This is a genomic window from Pedobacter albus (assembly GCF_036324255.1).
Classification (GTDB): Bacteria; Bacteroidota; Bacteroidia; order Sphingobacteriales; family Sphingobacteriaceae; genus Pedobacter; species Pedobacter albus.
On sequence record NZ_JAZDQT010000001.1, the window covers coordinates 835,162 to 857,178 of the forward strand.

Here is a 22,017-nt window from a genome sequence, read left to right on the forward strand (position 1 = left end):
GAAACTGTCAACTGATTATTTCTTCTTCGCTACCGTTTTCTTTTTGGCTGGAGCTTTTTTCTTTTTCGGTTCAAAAGCATCAGGCACTTGGGCAACAATCAGTTTTTTAACGTCTTCTAAAGAGATGGAGGCCAATTCTTCGGCGGTGTATTTTTGCTTGGTGGCCGAATTGTTCCCCAGTTTCAGCATTTCCTTGCCAAAACGGATGAATGGTCCCCAACGACCGTTTTCGATGGCTATTTTCTCGTCTGTCCATTGCTGGATAAAACGGTTGTTCTCTTTTTCTATCTTTTTGGTAATCAGTTCTTCGATGTCGCGCTGCGAAAGGTTTTCAAAATTATAGGCACGAGGTACGTTGATAAACAAGTCGTTCCATTTAATAAATGGTCCGAAACGGCCTGTGCCTTTGGTTACCGGCCTATTTTGGTATTGGGCAACCGGTGCATCGGCACTCATCTTTTCTTGGATGATTTCGATGGCCCTGTCCATGTCAACCGTTAATGGATCTTCGTTTTTAGGGATGGAGATAAAGGCATCGCCCCATTTTACATAAGGACCAAAACGGCCTACACCCACCGAAACTTCCTTGTCTTGGTAATCGTCTAGCTGGAACGGTAGTTTAAACTGGTCTAAAGCTTCTTCAAGCGTAACGGTTCCTACCGACTGCGATTTTAACAGGCTGGCATAGCGTGGCTTGTCGTTTTCGTCGTCGGTTAAGTCGCCAATTTGTACCAGCGGGCCGTAACGGCCAACTTTGGCATATACATTTTTGCCCGAAACTGGATCAACGCCCAGCAAACGTTCGCCGTTGGCACGGTCGGCAGTTTCTAAAGTGGTTTCTACTTCGGTATGGAAAGGCTTATAAAACGAGTGCAGCATTTTGGTCCATTCTTGCAGGCCTTGCGCGATCTCGTCGAACTGCTTTTCTACTTTGGCGGTGAAGTTAAAATCGACAATTCCCTTAAAATGTTCTACCAGGAAGTCGTTTACTACTTCGCCGATATCGGTAGGGAAGAGCTTGGCCTTTTCGGCTCCGGTAACTTCGGTTTTGGTTTGCTTGCTGATGTTGCCATCGGCCAATACCATGCTTACGAAATTGCGTTTTTTGCCATCACGGTCTTCTTTTACCACATAGCCACGGTTTTGGATGGTCGAAATGGTTGGAGCATAGGTAGAAGGTCGGCCGATGCCCAATTCTTCCAGTTTTTTAACCAAACTGGCCTCTGTGTACCTCGCTGGAGGTCTTGAGAAACGTTCAACGGCGGCCATTTCCTTAAGTAATAGCGTTTGGCCTTTTGTCAATGGTGGCAACAAGTTGTTGTCGTCGTTATCGTCTTCCTCTTCGTCGGTCGATTCGAGGTATACCTTTAAAAAGCCATCAAATTTCAATACTTCGCCTTCGGCAATCAGTTCTTCTTTTCGGGTATTGATATGGATGTTGGCTGTTGTTTTTTCGAATATAGCTTCGCTCATCTGCGAGGCGATGGCACGTTTCCAGATCAGTTCGTACAAACGTTTTTCGGCATTGTCGCTCCCAGCGGTATGCTGATTAAAGTAAGTAGGACGGATGGCTTCGTGCGCTTCTTGGGCACCAGCGGTTTTGGTTTTATAGACCCTTGGCTGGTGGTATTGCTGACCATAAGCCGATTTGATCTCGGCCGCAGCGGCAGCGATTGCGGTTTCAGAAAGGTTCACCGAATCGGTACGCATATAAGTGATTTTACCACTTTCGTAGAGTTTTTGCGCAATTTGCATCGTTCTGGCCACCGAATAGCCCAATTTCCTGGAAGCTTCCTGTTGCAGCGTAGAAGTGGTAAAAGGCGCAGCCGGATTTCTCTTGGCAGGTCTTACCTCTAGATTGCTTACCGAGAAGTTGGCATTTACGCAGTCTTGTAGGAATTTTTCGGCATCTGCTGCCTTTTCAAAACGCTGTGGCAATTCTGCCTTTACAATTTCGCGGCCTTTGCCCGTGCTAAATTGAGCTGTAATTTTAAAAGCTGCCGTTGCATTGAACTGGTTAACCTCGCGTTCGCGGTCTACAATTAAGCGTACCGCCACCGATTGTACACGGCCGGCGGATAGAGATGGCTTTACTTTTTTCCACAATACTGGCGAAAGCTCAAAACCTACCAAACGATCTAGCACGCGGCGCGCCTGTTGGGCATGTACCAGGTTATAATCGATGGTTCGTGGAGTTTCTATAGCCTTTAAAATGGCTGGTTTGGTGATTTCGTGGAAAACGATGCGTTTGGTATTGGCTTCCTTCAGGCCCAAGGTTTCGAACAAATGCCAGGAAATGGCTTCTCCTTCGCGGTCTTCATCGGATGCGAGCCATACCATTTCGGCCTCCTTAGCTAGTTTTTTGAGTTCGGTAACCACCTGCTTTTTGTCGGCAGGTACCTCGTAGGTTTGAGAAAAATCATTGCTGATGTCTATTCCCATATCGCCTTTTACTAGGTCACGGATATGGCCGTAACTAGATTTCACTAAAAAATCTTTTCCTAAATACCCTTCTATGGTTTTAGCTTTTGCAGGTGACTCGACGATCAGTAAATTTTTTGCCATTCAGAACGCTTTTGCTGCAAATAAAACTATAAATTAAGCTAAATTCAAAATTGGCGCCGTATTTATTTTAAAACTAATAGGGTAATGCAATAACCTAACTACCTCTTTTTGATGAGGTATGGGCGGTTTTAGACAGGTTATTTCGCGACTAAAAATAATTTTATTTACTTTTTTATGGCGTAAAGCGTTTTGGGGTAATTAGACTTTCACCAGTTAAGAACCTCCTTATCTATTTATTCTTAGCCTCCCTTAGACGTCTAAGGTGGTTGTTTTTTGAACCATTAAGGAATTAAGAATTTAATTAACATAGCCACGCAATAGCCTAACTATCTCTTTTTGATGAGGTATAGGCAGTTTTAGACAGGTTATTTCGCTAATAAAAATATTTTTTTTGGCGTATTACATATGGAGTAATTAGAATCTTGCCAGCTAAGAACCATCATATCTATTTATTCTTAGCCTCTCTTAGGCATCTAAGGTGGTTGTTTTTTGAACCATTAAGGAATTAAGGATGTTAAGATGTTGTTGTTTGTCATAAAGACAGCGAGCCGTTAGTTTGGGTTTAAGTAGCAGAAAATCCTTTTTGATGTCTTGAATTATTCAAAACTTTAGCCGATTAAACGCGTCTTAGCCTCTCTTAGGCGCCTAAGGTGGTTGTTTTTTGAACCATGAAGGAATTAGGGATGTTAAGATGTTGTTGTTTGCCATAAAGACTATCTAGTTTAAGCAATCGGCAAATTTTTCTTGACGTTTTGATTATTCAAGCCAACCAATTTGTTGTTATCTTCGTATATACTCAAAAAACAAAACCATGATCAATACCTTATTACTCATCATCAGTTTGTGGGTTGCACCAAAGCCGCCTCAAACCATCTACGATTTTTCTTTCAAAACATTGGATGGCAAAACCGTTAAGCTTTCAAAATTTAAAGGCAAGAAGATCTTAATTGTCAATACGGCTTCTAAATGCGGTTATACGCCACAGTACGAAGACCTTGAAAAACTACACAAAGAATATGGCAAAGATGTGGTGCTGATTGGTTTCCCGGCAGGCAATTTTGGCGGACAGGAATTAGACAACAACGTGGCCATTAAAGAATTCTGTACCGGAACTTACAAAACCACTTTCTTGTTGGCCGAAAAGAGCAGCGTAAAAGGCGATGACATTACGCCGTTGTTCAAATACCTCACCGCACAGGAAAACCCAGATTTTACGGGAGATATCAAATGGAACTTTGAAAAATTCCTGATCAACGAAAAAGGCCAATTGGTACACCGCTACCGTTCGGCCGTAAAACCTTTAGATCCGGTAATTACCAAAAACCTGTAAGCAGGTAAAGGAGAAGATGGAAAAGGTAAGATGGATTGTTTCCACCTTACGTTTTCCATTTTTTATGTTTTAGTTTTTCTCGAGTATAAATCTCCAAAAAACCGCACTCAAAATAGCGCCCAAAATAGGAGCCGCAATAAACAGCCATAATTGGCTAATGGCTTGTCCGCCAACCAAAACACCTGGGCCAATACTACGGGCGGGGTTTACCGATACGCCAGTAACCGGAATGCCCACAATATGAATGAGCACCAAGCTCAACCCGATGGCCAAACCCGCAAAACCGCCGTTGATGTTTTTGGTAGAAGTAGCACCGAATATCACCAACAGGAAGATGAAGGTAAATACGGTTTCGGCAATAAAGCCCGATACCATGCTGTAGTGCTGTGGAGAGAATTCGGCATACCCGTTTTGGCCAAGTCCCGCAGTGAGCGAATACTCTGCTTTGCCCGAGGCGATAAAAAACAGGATACTTGCACCGGCGATTGCACCAAGCACCTGGGCAATAATGTAATAGACAGCTTCAGATGCTTTCATGCGGCCTGCTACCACCATGCCGATAGAAATAGCCGGATTGATGTGGCAGCCCGAAATGTGTCCAATGGCATAAGCCATAGCCACCACCGAAAGGCCAAAGGCAAAGGAAATGCCCAACAGGCCTACGCCAGTTGTTCCATTAGCCCCCGCAATAACCGCACTCCCACAACCCATTAACACTAAAACCAAGGTGCCGATAAATTCGGCGCCAAATTTTGAGAATTTACTTGTTTCCATATAATTGTAGTTTAATTTAAACGCGAAAAAATTATACAGGGACGACTAATATTAAATTAAATATATATAAATAATTTACTACTTGCATCGAAAAGAAATCTAATTTAAATGCCTTAGTTTTGATTATGAATTTATATCCCGTATTCTTTATAGCGCTGGTGCTGTTATTGGCCTTTTATTTTATTTTTCGTCGAAAGAAAATAACACCGGTTCCGTTGGCTGTTTCCGATCTGCAATTGTTGGCCACACACGTTGCCTATTACCAGGCGCTTGACGAGGAAAAGAAAAAACGGTTTGTTCAAAAAATAGCCGATTTCCTGGCCTCCGTAAAAATAGAAGGTGTTGGGGTAGAAGTGGAGCCTTTAGATCGTCTTTTAGTAGCCAGTAGCGCGGTAATCCCGATTTTTGGCTTTGACAATTGGGCCTACAGCAATTTGGGCAGTGTAGTACTTTACCCCGATACTTTTAACGAAGACTTTGCCTTTGAAGGCGGCAAGCGCAATATCTTGGGCATGGTGGGCACGGGCTATATGAACGGACAGATGATTTTATCGAAAAGTGCATTGCGACACGGCTTTTCGGCCAATGCAGGCAAATCGAATACCGGCATCCACGAATTTGTGCACCTGTTGGATAAGTCTGATGGCGCTACCGATGGCATTCCGCAAAATTTGATGGCACACGAATACACCATTCCTTGGCTTAAAATGATGCACGAGGAAATCAGCCGTATCAATAAAGACCAATCCGATATCGATCCTTACGCCATGACCAACGAGGCCGAGTTTTTTGCCGTGGCTTCAGAATATTTTTTCGAACAGCCAGAAATACTTAAGGAGAAGCACCCTGGTTTGTATGAGCAATTAAGCCGGATATTTGCGCAACATCCCGCTGGTTAAGGCCTAGAGAGCTACCAAATGGCCCAAAAATACAAAAGCCTTATCCCGGGTAGGAGGCAATAAAATACCAAGCCAGCATAATGATGAGGGCGATGAAGACAAACAGGGCCAGTAGAACCGCGATTGCCTTGTTTTGGTCTACGGCAGCCGAGTAGCCCTTGCCCGAAACCACAGGACTGACAGCAGATTGATGGCTGTTTCGATACATTTTTACATAATCATAGTAGTCGATATGGTTTTCGAGCGGCTGGTTAAGGATTTTTCTGAGGAACATTTTTCCGGACGGTTCTAACGGACTGTACTCCAACACGGTGGAAAGCCTTTCGAACAAATTGTCTTTAAACGGACTGCCGAGTTGCACCAGTTCCTTGTAAATAGAAAGGCATTTATCAATCGTGTTTGTTTTGAGGGTATTGATGGCGTGGATAAAAATCGCCTCTGCGTGAATGGGCGTATCAGGATTGTCTTCCTTGTATTTTGCATATTCGCTGATGGCGCTGTAAGGATATTGTTTTCTTTGCTGCAAACTCTCATACAGTACTTCTTTATCATAAATCTGCGAGTCGGTAATCTTTTTCAAGAGCTGGGCGATATCACTGATGAGTTCAGGCGTGTATTTAAGCTTGTTTTGGTTGACAATATTCAGGCACATCACAAAATAAAACTTTAAAAAATAATCCTCGCCGATGTCGCAAGCAATGAACCTTTGGTAATTAATTGAAAATCTGTTTTTTAAATGGATTTGATGAGTGTCCTGGATATCGAAAAAACTGTTTTTGCCATAATAAATTGCAAGAGCCTGATCAAAATGGCCATGTTGATAATAATAGTCGCCAATCACATTATTATAGTCGTCAAATGTTGATTGTTGCGCTTTGTCGTTGCTTTTGTATTTGGTTAGCAAAAGATTTCCAAATGGATTGCCTCTTAAATCCAAATACTCCAAATCGGAGAAATTAGATAGGGCAATGACACTGTCAATAAGATTGCTGCTTAGGTCTATATGTTTTGCAAAACGCAGTCTTTGAAGAGGGAGAACATCCGCTATTTGATTGTTTGCTAAGTTTAGTGTACTTACTGCGCGAACATTTTCCAAAAAATGGATGTCGGTTAGCCCACAATTTTCGAGGATCAAATAGGCAAGCTTGTTTAGGCTCTTGAAGATGCCTGTTTTAAAAGCGGGGATATTGGAGGCCGCAAAGGAGAATAGGTTTTCTTGATCAATAACATCCGGATAAGAGCTGATTGGATTGTTTGAGATGTTAGCACTCCTTAGCTTGCGTAGATGTGCCAAAAAGCTACAGTCGCTGATCAAGTTGCTGTTGATGTTTAGTGCACTGAGCGCTAAACAATACGATAGTGGCACAGAATCTTCAATAGTATTAAAGCCAACATCTAGATTTTCTAGTTGTGGCATGTATTTTAGAAAAGCCAGGTTATCCAAATTGGTTTTGCCTATATACAGCGAACTGATATTTTCCAGTTTTTCCAAAGCCCCATGATTGCTGATCGGATTATAAGAAAGACTAAGTACTTTTAAGTGCTTAAGACCCTCAAGCGAAGAAATATCACTGATACAATTGTTGTCTAAAATGAGGCTTTCCAAACTTTTCAACCCTTTTAAGGGGGAAATATCCTCGATTTTTGAGCTTCTTAGCTCGATTGTTTTCAGATTGGTTAATTCAGCTAACACGCTGATATCACTTATTTTAGCATGCGTTATCCTCAACTCAAGCAAATCGGTTAACGTACCCAGCTTGGAGATATCTTCAATTTGGTTATAGCCTTCAATGGTGAGATGTTTAAGGTCCTTTAGCTGAGCAAGCTGATTGATATTCCTGCTTTTTGAAATATCATTCAAATCTATCTCTATTGATTGGAGGAATGGAAATTTGCAGATGGTTTCAAAGATATCGGTTGCTATAGGCATGGCCTCGTAATACTCCGGATCAAATAGGCTGAGGTTGATGATATGACCATTGCTATCCAAATCTGCCCAGTACATATCACTGCCTATCCCTAGCTCTTTTTCCAGCATTTCCTGCTCAAGTACCCGTTTACGCATTGAAATTTAGTTTTATTCGGAAAATTAAGAAATTAGTTAAAATAAAAAAGCCACAAATCTTTCGATCCATGGCTTTTTGTATTTCGAATGGGTTGTTTAGATCAAGAATCCGCCACCCAATAAATCGTTTCCTTCATAAAAAACAGCCGACTGGCCAGGAGCAATAGCCGATACCGAATGGTCGAAAACCACACGCATTTTATCTTTTTCCTGAACAATGGTGCTCAGCATGCCCGCATCTTTATAGCGGATTTTGGTGACCACATTTGCTAAGGGCTCCTGGATGCTTTCGTATTTGATCAGGTTTACGTTTCTTACCAAAGCCTCTCTGCGTTCCAATTCTTCGGCACGGCCCAATACTACGGTATTGCTTTCGGGCAAAATCTGCGTAACGAACATTGGCTCGCCAAAAGCAACGCCTAAGCCTTTGCGCTGACCAATGGTATAGAAAGGGTAGCCTTTGTGCTGACCAATCACCATACCTTGGCTATTGATAAAATTACCACCGGCTACACGTTCTTCCAAGTCTTCCACTTTGTGTTTCAAGAAGGCACGATAGTCGTTATCGGGTACGAAACAGATTTCGTAGCTTTCGCTTTTCTTGGCCAGTTCTTCTTGGCCCATATCCATTGCCATCTGGCGGATTTCCGCTTTAGAGAAACTGCCCAATGGAAATTGGGTACGTGCTAGGTTTTCTTGCGAAACGCCCCAAAGCACATACGATTGGTCTTTGTTTTCGTCTTTGCCTTTAGAAATTACATACCTGCCGTTGTCTTGCTGGCGGATATTGGCGTAGTGGCCGGTTGCGATAAACTCGCAGTCCAATTTGTTGGCACGTTTTAAAAGGGCTTCCCATTTGATGTGGGTATTGCACAATACGCAAGGATTTGGCGTACGGCCAGCCAAATACTCGTCTACAAAGTTGTCGATTACAAAATCGCCAAACTCGTCGCGGATGTCCAAAATATAATGCGGAAAGCCATAATTTACAGCCAGGGTACGGGCGTCGTTAATGCTGTCTAGGCTGCAGCAACCGGTTTCCTTGCTGGTACCGCCCGATGTTGCATAATCCCAGGTCTTCATGGTTAGGCCAATTACCTCATAACCCTGCTCGTGCAGCATCACTGCTGCTACCGAACTGTCGACCCCGCCACTCATGGCCACCAAAATTCTACCGTGTTTGCTCATTGCTGTAAATAAAGATGCAAAAATACAGGTTTTTAGTTAATTATGGGAAATGGGCGGTCTTAACAATGTCAAAAGACTAGAATTTGGCCTGGCTCGACTCTCTTACCTGCAGTTTGGTAGGCAAGAGGATGGTTTCGAAAGGCTGGGTGTTATTGTCGGCAATTAATGTCAGCAACTGCTGTGCCGCCAAACGGCCAATTTCAAATGAAGGCTGATGGATAGTGCTCAATGAAGGATTAAGCACTTCGGCCAAATCGGTATTGCTGAAACCAATCAGGGCAATATCGTCTGGAATGCGAAGTCCTGATTGATGCAAATGGGCCAGGCATTTGGTACTGAGCAGGTCGGTAGCCGTGAAAATAGCCTGAGGCCGTTGTTTCAAGGCCATCAATTCTTGCAAGGCTGTGGCCAGTTCCTCGTCTAAAGTGGCCGCATTGGTGGTGTCGCAAAATTTGACCCAGTCGGGATTAAAGGCAATGCCGAAATCCTCGAGCGCTTTTTGATAGCCTTTAAACCTTTCCGTCGCTACGCTCAGTTGCGTATTCCAATTGAGGTGGGCTATGGCGCGGTAACCATTATTGATCAGGTGTACCGTGGCTTCGTAGGCTCCTTTAAAATTATCGACAGCTACTTTGTGGGTTTCGATATGGTTGCTTAAACGATCGAAAAGCACCACGGGCAAACCGGCCTGCTGCAGGTTGGTCAGGTGGCTAAAATCGGTGGTTTGGTAAGAAGGGGAGATGAGCAGTCCATCGATGCCACCGGCGTAGAGCAGGCTTACGTTGGCTTTTTCCTGTTCGTACAGCTCCTTGCTTTGCATGATAATGATCTGGTAATCCCTTTCCGAACAGTAACGGTCTATGCCATCCAGCATCTGGGCCATAAAACTATTGTCTATCGAGCATACAATAACGCCAATAGAGCGGCTTTTGCCTTCCCTGAGGCTTCGGGCCATCCGGTTGGGTACATAATGGTGCTCTTTGGCATAGGCCAAAACCTTCTGCTTGGTTTCATCACCAATCTGGTAGCTGTCTGTCAGCGCCCGCGAAACGGTAGAAACAGACAGGTTTAAGGCTTTGGCAATATCGCTTAAGGTAATATTATTGTTCATTTTCAGTCGCCTCCTTAGAGGATTTCAGGGCTAAAGATACAGAATTTTGCCGTTTTTAAAGCGAATGGGCATTTTGGTCGCTATGTTTTTACTAAAACCATTTAGTTGTAAGCAGAGATAGTTTTTTGAGGTTGGTGAAAAATTAATACCTTAGGCTTTCTAATCATTGCTACACGAATTAAACAAATGAAAAAAACACTGCTCTGTTGTCTTGTATTGTCTGCCATGGCAGCGCAGGCGCAACAAAATCTGGTTAAATATGTAAAGCCGCTTATCGGTACCGAAAAAATGGGACATACCTATCCGGGTGCCACCGTTCCTTTTGGCGCGGTGCAGCTTAGTCCCGAAACAGATACCATTCCTTACGAGATGAATGGCAAATACAATGGCGATGTGTACAAGTATTGCGCAGGTTACAAGTACGAAGACAAAACCATCGTGGGCTTTAGCCATACCCATTTTAGTGGCACGGGGCATTCTGATCTAGGCGATTTTCTGATTATGCCCACGCAAGGCAAATTGCAGTTGAACCCGGGTACAGCCAGCAATCCGAAAGGAGGCTATCGCTCGGCATTTTCTCATGCCAACGAAGTAGCGGAGGCCGGTTATTACAAAGTAAAATTAGACGATGACAATATATTGGCCGAGATGACCACCACCAACCGCGTGGGCATGCACCAGTATACTTTCCCCAAATCGGATCAAAGCCATATCATTTTAGACTTGATGGCGGGCATTTATAATTATGACGATAAAACGATTTGGACCTATGTAAGGGTAGTAAACGATACCTTGGTAACTGGTTACCGCCAAACCTATGGCTGGGCACGTACCCGTACGGTTTATTTTGCCATGAGCTTTTCTAAACCGTTCAAAAACTACGGACAAAGGAATTATGATGCACGTCAGGCCTACAGAGGCTTTTGGGGCAAATTCGATCAAAACAAGAATTTTCCTGAAATAGCGGGCAAAAAAGTAAGGATGTTCTTCGATTTTGATACCCAGGAAGGAGAAAAAATCAAAATCAAGTTTGCCCTATCGCCGGTGAGCCAAGAAAATGCCTTGCAAAATATGCGTGCAGAGATTACAGGCTGGGATTTTGACAAGGTAAAGACCCAAGCACAGGCTACTTGGAACAAAGAATTGGCCAAGATCAACATTTCGGCTTCCGAAGATGACAAAACCAATTTCTACACGGCCATGTACCATGCTTTCATCAATCCAACTACCTATACCGATGTAAACGGACAATATAAGGGGTTGGATCAGGATGTGCATACGGCCAAGGGTTTTACCAATTACACTACATTCTCGCTTTGGGATACCTATCGAGCCTTGCATCCTTTCTTTAATATCGTTCAACCAACGCGTAATAACGACATGGTGAAGTCGATGCTGGCCCATTACGACCAAAGCAGCCTGCACATGTTGCCTATTTGGTCGCATTATGCCAACGACAACTGGTGTATGAGTGGTTACCACAGCGTTTCGGTTATTGCAGATGCCGTTATTAAAGGGGTATTTAATGGTGATGCCAACAAAGCACTAGATGCTTGTGTGGCTACGGCAAAGCACCGCAATTATGAAGGGATTGGCTATTATATGGATTTGGGCTATATTCCGGCCGAACGTAGCGGCGTATCGGTTTCGAATACCTTAGAGTATGCCTACGACGATTGGGCGATTGCCCAAATGGCCAAAAAGCTGAACCGCATGGATGTTTATGATGAATTTATCAAGCGCTCGGCCAACTGGAAGAACAATTTTGACAAAGCTACCGGCTTTATGCGTCCGAAATTGGCCGATGGCACCTTTAAAAAAGATTTCGATGTGCTGAGCACACATAGTCAGGGCTTTATTGAAGGCAATAGCTGGAACTACAGCTTCTTTGTGCCTCAAGATCCTGCCGGTTTAATAGAAATGATGGGAGGCAAGAAGAAATTCGCAGCCAAGTTAGACACTTTGTTTACCATGCACCTGCCCGACGAGTTTTTTGCCGATACCGAAGATATTACCCGCGAAGGCATTATCGGTGGCTATGTACATGGCAACGAGCCGGCGCACCACGTAGCCTATTTTTACAATTGGGCCGACCAGCCTTATAAAACACAGGCTCAGGTACGCCACATCCTAAAAATGCAGTATAAGCCAACGCCTGATGGTTTGGGTGGCAACGACGACTGTGGTCAGATGAGTGCCTGGTATATGTTTTCTTCGTTAGGCTTCTATCCGGTTTCACCGGGTGGCGATGAGTATACCCTGGGGTCGCCTGCAGTAAATAATGCTACGCTGACTTTAGAAAACGGCAAAACCTTTACGGTAGAAGCCATTAACCAAAGCGATAAAAATGTGTATGTACAAAAAGTATTGCTGAATGGAAAAGAACTGGCTAAGCCTTTTATCAAGCATAGCGATATTACCAATGGTGGCAAACTGACGTTTTACATGAGTGCCAAGCCTAAAAAATCATAATCGCAATCAAATGATAGCTTTAAAGCCACTGGACATAATCCAGTGGCTTTTTTGTGAAAAAGTTGGTCGGGATGTGCCATCTCGACCGTAATAACATTGGGTTTTTAATCTGCCTAGTCAAAAACGGATTACAAATCCGCAGTTCGCTTGTTCGGGAAAGCATTTCCCGACCAGCAGGAACCGTCAGAATTTTCGAACTTGCTGGAATTGTTCCGCAGTGGCTTTTTTGGTGAAATATTAATTCCCCTCCACTGGAGGGGTGCCTGCAATGCGGGGTGGTCATGAAGATGAGAACAATAGGGCCGTTGTTCTCTACATTTCATAGTTGCCCTTTTGATATTCTTCACGGTTGTTGTAAGTTTCTTGGTGCCCCTTGTTGGTGTTCTTCACCAACGGCCGTAATTTATTGCTGGTCGGGATGTGCACATCTCGACCTTGATAACAATGGATTTTTAATCTGCCTAGTCAAAAACGGATTACAAATCCGCAGTTCGCTTGGTCAGGAAAGCATTTCCCGACCAGCAGGAACCGTCAGAATTTTCGAACTTGCTGGAATTGTTCCGCAGTGGCTTTTTTGGCGAAGTATTAATTCCCCTCCACCGGAGGGAAGCCTGCAAGGCGGGGTGGTCATGAAGATGAAAATAATAAGGCAGTTGTTCTCTACATTTCATAGTTGCCCTTTTGATATTCTTTACGGTTGTTGTAAGTTTTCTTGGTGCCCCTTGTTGGTGTTCTTCACCAACAGTCGTACTTGTTCATGTGTTATTTTATAGCCCTTGTCGCCAAGCAGATAGGTCTTAAAAGCCAAAATGAGGAAAACTTTTCTTAAGTCGGTTCTAATATTTTTTAGATATTTAAACTCCGAAAACTGAATATTTGAAAGATGAAGATCGTAATTGCCGAGAAGCCTTCCGTTGGTCGTGAGTTAGCAAAAGTGTTTGGTGCCACCACCAGAAAAGACGGTTATATCGAAGGCAAGGGCTATTCTTTTACCTGGGCTTTTGGGCATTTGCTTCAGTTGGCACCGCCACAGGACTACGGCTTTATCGGCTGGCGCAAGCAGCATTTGCCCATGTTGCCGGCCAAGTTCAAACTGGCTATCCGCAAAATCAAAACCAAAGATGGCTTTGTAGAAGATCCGGGCGTAAGAAAACAGCTCGATATCATTAAAAAACTATTCGACGAGGCTACTGAAATTATTGTGGCAACTGATGCGGGGCGCGAAGGAGAACTGATTTTTCGCTACATCTACTACTTTCTCAAATGCAAAAAGCCTTTCAAAAGGTTATGGATTTCGTCGCAAACCGACGAAGCCATTAAAGACGGTTTCAGAAACCTAAAGCCAGGTACCGATTACGATACCTTGTTCAATTCGGCACATTGTCGCTCCGAATCAGATTGGCTGGTGGGCATGAATGCAACCCAGGCCCTGAGTATTTCGGCCGGAAACAAAAGCGTACTTTCTTTAGGTAGGGTACAAACGCCAACCTTGGCCATGGTTTGCGCCCGTTATCTGGAGAACAAGAATTTTGTGCCACAAACCTATTTTCAAATTGGCATCCAACTGGATAAAGACGGGCAACTGTTCAAGGCCATTTCTGTTGCCAACTACAAAACCCAGGAAGAAGCACAGGCCATATTCGACAAGGTGGAAGATGTAGCCTCTGGCGTTGCACTGGGCGGAAACATTACAGCCGTAGAAGCCAAGCCCAGAAAAGAGCCACCGCCGCTTTTGCACGATTTGAGCAGTTTGCAACAGGAAGCCAATAAAAAACATGGATTTACGGCCGATCAGACCTTAAATCTGTTGCAAAACCTGTACGAGAGCAAGTTGGTTTCTTATCCGCGTACGGGTAGTCGTTATATCGGCGACGATATTTTCGCCACCGTACCCGCTTTGATCAATAACCTCGTGGTGCATCCGGAATTTGGCCGATCCGCAACGTTTTTGCAGACCGCTACCTTGAGCAAACGGAGTGTGAATGCCAAAAAAGTGACCGATCACCATGCTATTTTGCCAACGGGTATACAACCGCAGCACCTGAGCAAAGATCATCAGGCCATTTACGATTTGGTAGTAGGCCGCATGTTGGAAGCCTTCCATCAGGAATGCGTAAAAGAAGTGACCAAAATTACCATCGAATCTGGAACCACGTTTCAGGCCAATGGCACGGTAATCCGTTCTGCCGGTTGGCGTTCGGTGTTTAACGAGGTAGAAGACGATAAAAAGGACGAAGACAATCCGGCTTTGCCTAAAGTAAAAAAAGGAGAGTTGCTGCCCATCGTAAACAAGGCTTTGTTGGAGAAACAAACCAAGCCCAAACCTTTATACAACGAGGCTTCTTTGCTAAAGGCGCTAGAAACTTCGGGCAAGGAAATTGAAGACGAGGAATTGCGCTATGCCATGAAAGACAGTGGATTGGGTACGCCTGCAACCCGCGCAGCCATTATCGAAACCCTGCTCACCAGGGAATACATCAGTCGCGAAAAACGAAACTTGGTGCCCACCCTTAAAGGATTGGCGGTTTACGAAATCGTTAAAGACAAGAAGATTGCGCAGGCCGAGCTTACCGGTCAGTGGGAAAAACGTTTGGAAGAAATCAGGGCAGGCGCCTCAGTAACCGAATTCAAGGCCGAAATAGCCGAATACACCAAAAACATTACGCAAGAGCTGTTGGTAGCAGGGGCAAGCCTTTCGGCACAACTGGCCGAAACACCAGCAACGGTTTAGTTACGGCAGCCATTTGGGCGAATAGCCGGAGTTTGCTAACTTGCTTTCCAATGAACCGCAAATACTTCCTTTCTTCCATTATCCCGGCTACTTTGCTCTTGCATTCGCTCAAAAGCAGTGCAACGGTACGGTCCGAAACAGCAGCCTCCAAAAAACTGAAAATTCCCTCGTATCTAGTTGCGGGCGATACCATTGGCATTACCTGTCCGGCCGGATACATTACCCAGGTCGAAATAGAGCCTGCGGTTGCCCAAATGAAAAGCTGGGGCTTTAATATCGTAGTAGGCAAAACGGTAGGTGCCAGGGATTTTACTTTTGGCGGTACCGATCAGGAGCGTTTGACCGATTTGCAGGAAATGTTGGATAATCCTCAAATCAAAGCCATCATGTGCGCCCGGGGTGGCTATGGTGCCGTGCGCATTGTCGACCAGCTCAACTTCAGCGCCTATCGCTCATCGCCAAAATGGCTTATCGGTTTTAGCGACATCACGGTGCTGCATTGCCATATCAACAGCAATTATCGGGTAGCCAGCATCCACTCTAAAATGTGCAATAGCTTTCCGACCGATTGGACCAAAGCCGAACCCATACAGGTCGACACCATCAATTCGATCGAAAAAGCGCTAAAAGGCGAAAAAATGAAATATACGGCTCCCTACAATAACAACAATAGGATGGGGAGTGCGCAAGGCGAGCTGATTGGAGGCAATCTGCGCTGTATCGAAAACCTGGCAGGAAGTATTTCTGAAATCGAAACCGACGGAAAAATATTGTTTGTAGAGGATACTGGCGAATACCTGTACAGCATAGACCGCATGTTTTATAACCTGAAACGTAGTGGCAAGCTGGCCAAGTTAAGAGGTCTTATCGTAGGTTGCTTTAAAGTAAAACCCGACGATGAAGGAGAAGCCTTTGGCAAAACCTTAACTGATATTGTACTCGAAAAGGTAAAAGAATATGATTATCCCATCAGTTTTGATTTTCCGGTAGGACACCAACGGGCCAATTTTGCACTAAAATGTGGCGTACAGCATTGGCTGGATGTCAGAGCCAGCGGAACAAGGTTGGAAGAAATCTAGACAACTTAAGCTTTCCATCGCTAAGGCGCCTGAGGTGGTAAAAAAAAGCTTAATGAAGCTCTAAAATACCCTAAGGTGTCTAAGGTGGTGAAAACCAGCTTAAGGAATCTTTAAAAATACCCTAAGGTGTCTGAGGCGGTGAAAAACTCAATCTAAGGTGTCTGAGGTGGTTAAATAATAGAAAAATCTACTATTTAACAAGCCTTAATATAATAAACAGGCGTTTCCTGAAACCTCGAAGCCACTACAATCTCAGTACCGTTGGCATGTTGCTGAAACAGCTCCTGTACCAACTGCGGGCAGTTGTTGTCTTTGCTCAAATGCGCAAGAAAAAGATGGCTCATGTAGGCCGGTCGGTGATTGAGGAACAGGTCAAGCGCTTTTTGGTTAGACAAGTGCCCGTTACCACCCCTAATGCGGTTTTTCAAAAAATAAGGATATCTTCCCTTATCCAGCAGTTCGTCGTCGTAGTTCGCTTCTAAAAACGCGGCATGGCATTGCTTAAAATGATGGATAACATGTTCGCAATGGTCGCCAATATCGGTAAATACACCAACGGTAACCCCATTGCAACTCACCACAAAACTATGAGGCTCGGCCGCATCGTGCTTTTTGGGGAAGGCCGTAACGGCCAAATTTCCAAATGTTATGGGTGCATACGTTCCAAAAGACGTAACCAGTTCAGAAGGCAGTTGTTGCCGTCCGCTAATCAGTGTACGTTGGGTGATGTAAACCGGAAGCTTGTATTTTTTGGCCAGTACAGGCAGGCCACGGATATGGTCGCTGTGTTCGTGCGAAATAAAGATGGCTTTTACCTTTTCCATGCTCAGGTTAAGGCGTTGCATACGACTTTCCGTTTCCTTGCAGCTCAGACCGGCATCAACCAATATAGCTTCCTGGTCGTTGCCAATATAAAAGCAGTTTCCGTTGCTTCCGGTATTCAATGAACTAATAAACAAGGCCATGTTTGCAAAAATACGGGAAAAATCGAGTTTAAATTTGCAATTTTATAAACATTCCAACAGATTGAAACAACTGTTGGCTAATACTGTTTTAGTTAAAACGAATTCAAAATGGAAGAGAAACGCAACAACGCTACGTCGCAACGACCGGCTGGAGCCCGTATCCTCGATGCAGGGATCATCCCCATAAACCTGCCCAAGTACATTGGCCTCATCAAAACAGAAGAAGCCTATACCAAAAACAGGAAAAATGCCATCACGGTATTCAAATCAGACCAGGTTACCATTACCTTGATTGCCCTGCAACAGGATGAAACCATCAGGCCGGGAAGCGAGGAGGGAGAAGCCATCATGAGTTTGCAGGTGATAGATGGTCAGCTGGCTTTCGAAAGCATGGGTACCGATGTGAAGCTGCAAACCGGCGAACTGCTTACTTTGCATCAGCAATTGTCGTTTAAAGCAACGGCCACAACCGACTGTATATGCCTCTTAACCATGATTAAATAGGCTTTTTGGCATTTTTTTTAATTTTTTTTAAAAATCCAATAATCAGCTAACCGGTTGCCAGTCAGTAGTTTTGCTTTGAAAAGTGCCCTACAGGGCTTGTAAACGCTATATTATAACGGCAAGGCATGCTTGTTTCTTTAGTTTAAATGATATATTTGAAACTAAATTAAAATTATTACAATGGAAAAATTCTCAAAAGTTAAAGAAGTAATTGCTGCTATCGAAGCAGACGCAGAAAAATTTTATAACGCAGGTAATGCAGCAGCTGGTACTCGTGTACGTAAAGCAATGCAAGACCTAAAAGTATTGGCTCAAGAGATCCGTACTGAAGTAACTGAGAAAAAAAACAGTGCAAAATAAGCCTCAGTGCTCGAATTTTATAAAAGACTCTGCTTTGGCAGGGTCTTTTTTTATGAAATTAAATTTGTACAAATAGATTTTCTTATTTCAACAAATTTGTAATTTAGACGTAAATCATAATCCGGTAACCCATGATTTCCGTAGAAGTAAGCTATACTGTAAAACCAGCGTTTTTAGAACAGAACAAGAGAAATATTAGTTTGTTCTTGGCCGATTTCAGGCAATTGACCCACCTTAATTTCCTTTACCAGGTGTATCTCAAAGACGATGGCCTTACCTTTATGCACCTTTCCATGTACGAAAACGAGGAAATACAGCAACAGATTTTGCATGTGCCTTCGTTTCTGCAATTTCAGCAAGAACGCGATGAGAGCAATCTCGATAACGCGGCGCAAGTGAAGCAACTCACCCTGATCGGCTCTTCCTTACGGCTTATTTAGCCAAACAAATTTTGATACATAAGGGTTATCAATGTCGAACGTTCAAATCTTTTGGCGCTCTGATGACAGATTTGGCCTTCGTTAGGCCTTATGTTTGTTTCGTATCAGCCATTATTCAAGGACAGCAACATGAAAGCAATTATATTAACCCAGCCAGGTGGCGTAGAAAATCTTAAATTAACTACAGTTGAAAAGCCAAAAGTGGCCAGAAATGGTGTTTTGATTAAAGTAAAAGCCATCAGCATTAATCCGGTAGATTGGAAAACACGCAGGGGAACTGGAGTTTATGGCCGTTTAAAAGATCTGAATCCATTGATTATTGGCTGGGATGTAAGCGGGGTGGTAGAAAGCGTAGGCGAGGACGTCGTAGCATTTAAGTCTGGCGACGAAGTTTTCGGGATGGTCAATTTTCCCGGCCACGGCCAGGCTTACGCCGAATACGTAGCCGCGCCTGCCGATCATCTGGCCCTGAAACCAGCCAATATTAGCCATGAAGAGGCCGCTGCTGCTACTTTGGCTGCTTTAACTGCCTGGCAGGTATTGGTTACCTATGGCAATGTACAGGCTGGCCAAAAAGTACTGGTCCATGCGGCCGCTGGTGGCGTTGGCCATTATGGCGTACAAATAGCCAAACATTTGGGCGCTTATGTTATTGGTACCTCGTCAGCAGCCAAGAAAGATATTGTAATGGATTTGGGTGCCGACGAACATATCGACTATACAAGCCAAAAATTTGAAGAGCTGGTTCAAGATGCCGATCTGGTTTTCGATACGGTTGGTGGCGAAAACTTTGTCAGGTCTTTAGATGCCGTTAAGCCCCATGGCTGGGTTATTTCCATTCCATCGGGTATGTCTGGCGATATTGAAGCGCAGGCCAAGGCCAAAGGCGTCAATGCAAGGGCAATGCTGGTAGAAAGCAATGGAAAAGATATGCAGCTCTTGGCCGGACTATTGGCTAGCGGCAAAATGAAATCGCTCATCAATTCGGTTTATCCTTTTGAGCAAATGGGAGCGGCCCATACCGAACTGGAACAAGGAAAAGCTACCGGAAAGATTATGGTTACGCTATAATAGGCCGTTTTCAGTTCGCGGTTAACCATCTCAAAGTTTGGTGGTTTTTAATGGTTAGCATCCTATTTTAAGCTTTAACTTGCTATTGCGTATATTCGTATTGGCTATCAAACTTGCCCATGAAAATTAGTCAGCCCATACCGAACCCCAAAATTGCCGACTATGTAGAACGTATTTTGGTGATTGAAGATGTTCAGGTCGTCAATCCGTTTGTGCTGCCGCTTTATGCCAATGGGTCGCCAACCCTGCTGTTTCAAACGGCAAAGGGACAGATCAAAAACAGCAGCAACAACCTAACCCTGTTTGGGCAAACTGTTTTCCCCGAAGACCTATTGATTAAAGACGATTTTACCCTGATTGCCTATTTTTTCAAGCCTTTTGCCCTGTATGCCTTGTTTGGAGTTTCGGCGCAGGAACTAACTGATAATCCGATTGACCTGAACCTGTTGGCTCCTGCAAAAACCTACGAGTTTCAGGAACGTTTGCTCAATGCTCCATCTGTTGCCATCATGGTGGCTTTGTTGGACGATTATGTATTCAGCCTCATCATGAAAACCAAGGTCGATTGCGAGCTGATCAAATATGCAACTTTGTCCATTGCCGGCAATTCGAGCAAAGATGTACTGGTAAAGGTTCAACAAGAGCTGTATCTCACCGAACGCACTTTTCAGCGTTTGTTCGAACGCAATATCGGCTTGTCGCCTAATCTTTTCAGGCGCATCTGCCAATTCAATGCGGCCTTTCAGCAACTGAACAACCGCAATTTTAATAAACTAACCGATGTAGCCTTCGATAATGGTTATGCCGATCAGAGCCATTTTATCAGGAGTTTTAAGGAATTTACACGCATTACACCAAAAACATACCTGAACTTTGGCAATCAAGATTAAAGTAAGATTGTCGGGTTTGTTCTATTTTAGCATAGTTGCTCTGCCTTTCTTTGTGGTAGAAATTAAAACTTAAAACAATGAAAAATCAAATTTACCCTTGCCTCTGGTTTGATGGTCAGGCCCAGGCAGCTGCCAAATTTTACTGCGCTATTTTTAAGGATTCGAAAATTACAGCCGATAACCAGATGGTGGTTACCTTCGAATTGAACGGCAAGCGCTTTATGGGCCTCAATGGCGGCCCTCAGTTTAAATTTAACGAAGCGGTTTCCTTTGTTATCGATTGCGAAACACAAGAAGAAATTGATTATTACTGGCAAAAACTCACTGCCGATGGCGGAAGCGAGGGCCAATGTGGCTGGCTTAAAGACAAGTTTGGCGTGTCGTGGCAAGTAGTGCCTACCATTTTGCCTAAATTGCTGAGCGATCCCGCAAAGGCGCAAAACGTATTGCAGGCCTATATGAAAATGAAAAAATTCGATATCGAGGCCTTACAAAATGCCTAATAAACTAAGCCCGATCGTAACTAGGTCGGGCTTTTTGATGGATTTACTAAGAAGCCATTAGTTTTTTTCTTCAATAATGCTGGTTTTGTTGCGTTTCGCGACTATCTTAGTTAAGGTAATGATCCGGTATACCAAATAACGAATGATGACATGGCTGCCAGCAAACCCATACATCCAAATTTTCTTTACCATTTAGGTTTTAAAGAACGCGCGCTAATCGAACTTTTCAGCGATTTAAGAACGTTTATGCTCGAACTGTATCCGGCAGGCAATGAGCTTTTGTACCATACACATGCCTTAACGGCTGTATTTTCGCTTTCTGATAAGCTGGGCGATGCCTATTGCATGATTCCGATATACACCAACCATTTAAATTTGGGTTTTAACAAAGGTACGCTGCTTGCCGATCCACATTCGCTGTTGCAGGGCACAGGCAACCTGATTAGGCATATTCCGATAAGCAGTCAAAACGATTATCGAAACAAGCCGGTAGAGGAGCTGATTAAGGCTGCTATTGACTTGGCCTTGAAACATCAAGACAAACCAAGCAAGGCAACAGGCCAAACCATTTCTAAAATCAAAACCAAATAACCATCCGTTGTGCTTCCCGAAAATTGCGAGCGAGTAGCAAAACAATGTTTGCTATTTTGAATTTGCTTGGCTGTGGTTTTTATAGATGGCTTGAAAATTCTGTTCTATATCTTTCAGCTTGTAAGTTGCCGGAATAACCACTTTGCCGTTTCGGTCTATAAAGCCATAAGTATCGCTGATTGACTTGACCATGGCCAGATTTTCGTTGTATTTTCCGAATTTCTCTATTTTGGCATAGATGGCAGGTACTACAACTTTTCCGTCTCTGTCGATGAAACCGTAAGTGCCGCTAACCGTTTTTACCAAGGCCCAATCCTTGTTGTACTGGTTGTAGGCATACTTTTTTTGATAGCCGTTTTGGGCAAAAGCCACCGAACCGATCAGCAAAAAGAAAAAAAGGAGAGTGAAACGTTTCATTTTTTTTGATTTAAATGTAGCTCGTGCCGACATTGTCGACGTTGATAAAATTAAACAAATAA

General features: G+C 43.8%; 19 protein-coding genes. 12 read left to right on the forward strand and 7 right to left on the reverse strand.

The annotated features are described in order from the left end of the window. Nucleotides 1–15 precede the first annotated feature (15 nt). Nucleotides 16–2,565 carry a type I DNA topoisomerase gene (gene topA / locus VRU48_RS03570; RefSeq protein WP_330106548.1) on the reverse strand — a complete coding sequence of 850 codons (2,550 nt, stop codon included), beginning with the start codon at nucleotides 2,563–2,565 and terminating at the stop codon, nucleotides 16–18. 811 nt (nucleotides 2,566–3,376) lie between these two features. Here topA and VRU48_RS03575 point away from each other — a divergent pair. Further along, nucleotides 3,377–3,895: a glutathione peroxidase gene (locus VRU48_RS03575; protein WP_330106549.1), complete on the forward strand. Its 519-nt coding sequence runs from the start codon at nucleotides 3,377–3,379 to the stop codon at nucleotides 3,893–3,895. Nucleotides 3,896–3,964: 69 nt separating this feature from the next. Here VRU48_RS03575 and aqpZ read toward each other — a convergent pair whose 3' ends face one another. Continuing rightward, nucleotides 3,965–4,669 carry an aquaporin Z gene (gene aqpZ / locus VRU48_RS03580; protein ID WP_330106550.1) on the reverse strand — a complete coding sequence of 235 codons (705 nt, stop codon included), beginning with the start codon at nucleotides 4,667–4,669 and terminating at the stop codon, nucleotides 3,965–3,967. Nucleotides 4,670–4,794: 125 nt separating this feature from the next. Here aqpZ and VRU48_RS03585 point away from each other — a divergent pair, with 125 nt between their 5' ends. Beyond that, nucleotides 4,795–5,568 (forward strand): M90 family metallopeptidase, encoded by a 774-nt coding sequence (locus VRU48_RS03585; protein ID WP_330106551.1) that lies wholly within the window; start codon nucleotides 4,795–4,797, stop codon nucleotides 5,566–5,568. A 40-nt stretch (nucleotides 5,569–5,608) separates the two neighbouring features. On the opposite strand, the gene VRU48_RS03590 is transcribed toward VRU48_RS03585, so the two are convergent. The 3 genes from VRU48_RS03590 to VRU48_RS03600 form a co-directional block, all read right to left on the reverse strand. Beyond that, on the reverse strand, nucleotides 5,609–7,633 hold the full coding sequence (locus VRU48_RS03590; protein WP_330106552.1) for a leucine-rich repeat domain-containing protein: 2,025 nt from the start codon (nucleotides 7,631–7,633) through the stop codon (nucleotides 5,609–5,611). Between the two features lie 96 nt (nucleotides 7,634–7,729). Further along, on the reverse strand, nucleotides 7,730–8,821 hold the full coding sequence (gene mnmA, locus VRU48_RS03595; protein ID WP_330106553.1) for a tRNA 2-thiouridine(34) synthase MnmA: 1,092 nt from the start codon (nucleotides 8,819–8,821) through the stop codon (nucleotides 7,730–7,732). Between the two features lie 76 nt (nucleotides 8,822–8,897). Then, entirely contained in the window at nucleotides 8,898–9,932 is a 1,035-nt protein-coding gene (locus VRU48_RS03600) for a LacI family DNA-binding transcriptional regulator (protein ID WP_330106554.1), read from the reverse strand. Between the two features lie 186 nt (nucleotides 9,933–10,118). Between VRU48_RS03600 and VRU48_RS03605 the strand changes: the two genes are divergently transcribed. From VRU48_RS03605 to VRU48_RS03615, 3 genes are all read left to right on the forward strand, one after another. Continuing rightward, nucleotides 10,119–12,404, forward strand: coding sequence for a GH92 family glycosyl hydrolase (locus VRU48_RS03605; RefSeq protein ID WP_330106555.1), 2,286 nt, complete (start codon nucleotides 10,119–10,121; stop codon nucleotides 12,402–12,404). An 883-nt stretch (nucleotides 12,405–13,287) separates the two neighbouring features. Beyond that, nucleotides 13,288–15,135 (forward strand): DNA topoisomerase 3, encoded by a 1,848-nt coding sequence (locus tag VRU48_RS03610; RefSeq protein ID WP_330106556.1) that lies wholly within the window; start codon nucleotides 13,288–13,290, stop codon nucleotides 15,133–15,135. A 233-nt stretch (nucleotides 15,136–15,368) separates the two neighbouring features. After that, nucleotides 15,369–16,214, forward strand: coding sequence for a S66 peptidase family protein (locus VRU48_RS03615; protein WP_431311629.1), 846 nt, complete (start codon nucleotides 15,369–15,371; stop codon nucleotides 16,212–16,214). 194 nt (nucleotides 16,215–16,408) lie between these two features. Here the strand turns inward: VRU48_RS03615 and VRU48_RS03620 are convergent, their stop codons facing one another. Further along, a complete protein-coding gene (locus VRU48_RS03620; RefSeq protein WP_330106558.1) occupies nucleotides 16,409–17,179 on the reverse strand; it encodes an MBL fold metallo-hydrolase in 771 nt (256 codons plus the stop codon). Nucleotides 17,180–17,287: 108 nt separating this feature from the next. Between VRU48_RS03620 and VRU48_RS03625 the strand changes: the two genes are divergently transcribed. From VRU48_RS03625 to VRU48_RS03655, 7 genes are all read left to right on the forward strand, one after another. Next, nucleotides 17,288–17,683, forward strand: a complete 396-nt coding sequence (locus tag VRU48_RS03625) for a cupin domain-containing protein (RefSeq protein WP_330106559.1) — start codon at nucleotides 17,288–17,290, stop codon at nucleotides 17,681–17,683. 180 nt (nucleotides 17,684–17,863) lie between these two features. Continuing rightward, the gene (locus tag VRU48_RS03630) at nucleotides 17,864–18,043 is read left to right on the forward strand and encodes a histone H1 (protein WP_330106560.1); all 180 of its coding nucleotides are present in this window, start codon (nucleotides 17,864–17,866) and stop codon (nucleotides 18,041–18,043) included. Between the two features lie 131 nt (nucleotides 18,044–18,174). Next, nucleotides 18,175–18,483, forward strand: a complete 309-nt coding sequence (locus VRU48_RS03635) for a hypothetical protein (RefSeq protein WP_330106561.1) — start codon at nucleotides 18,175–18,177, stop codon at nucleotides 18,481–18,483. A 129-nt stretch (nucleotides 18,484–18,612) separates the two neighbouring features. Continuing rightward, the gene (locus tag VRU48_RS03640; RefSeq protein WP_330106562.1) at nucleotides 18,613–19,554 is read left to right on the forward strand and encodes an NADP-dependent oxidoreductase; all 942 of its coding nucleotides are present in this window, start codon (nucleotides 18,613–18,615) and stop codon (nucleotides 19,552–19,554) included. Nucleotides 19,555–19,673: 119 nt separating this feature from the next. Continuing rightward, nucleotides 19,674–20,444 carry a helix-turn-helix domain-containing protein gene (locus VRU48_RS03645; protein WP_330106563.1) on the forward strand — a complete coding sequence of 257 codons (771 nt, stop codon included), beginning with the start codon at nucleotides 19,674–19,676 and terminating at the stop codon, nucleotides 20,442–20,444. 77 nt (nucleotides 20,445–20,521) lie between these two features. Continuing rightward, on the forward strand, nucleotides 20,522–20,947 hold the full coding sequence (locus tag VRU48_RS03650) for a VOC family protein (protein WP_330106564.1): 426 nt from the start codon (nucleotides 20,522–20,524) through the stop codon (nucleotides 20,945–20,947). Between the two features lie 150 nt (nucleotides 20,948–21,097). Further along, nucleotides 21,098–21,538 (forward strand): hypothetical protein, encoded by a 441-nt coding sequence (locus VRU48_RS03655; RefSeq protein WP_330106565.1) that lies wholly within the window; start codon nucleotides 21,098–21,100, stop codon nucleotides 21,536–21,538. A gap of 51 nt (nucleotides 21,539–21,589) precedes the next feature. Here VRU48_RS03655 and VRU48_RS03660 read toward each other — a convergent pair whose 3' ends face one another. Continuing rightward, nucleotides 21,590–21,955, reverse strand: a complete 366-nt coding sequence (locus VRU48_RS03660; RefSeq protein WP_330106566.1) for a WG repeat-containing protein — start codon at nucleotides 21,953–21,955, stop codon at nucleotides 21,590–21,592. Nucleotides 21,956–22,017 lie beyond the last annotated feature (62 nt).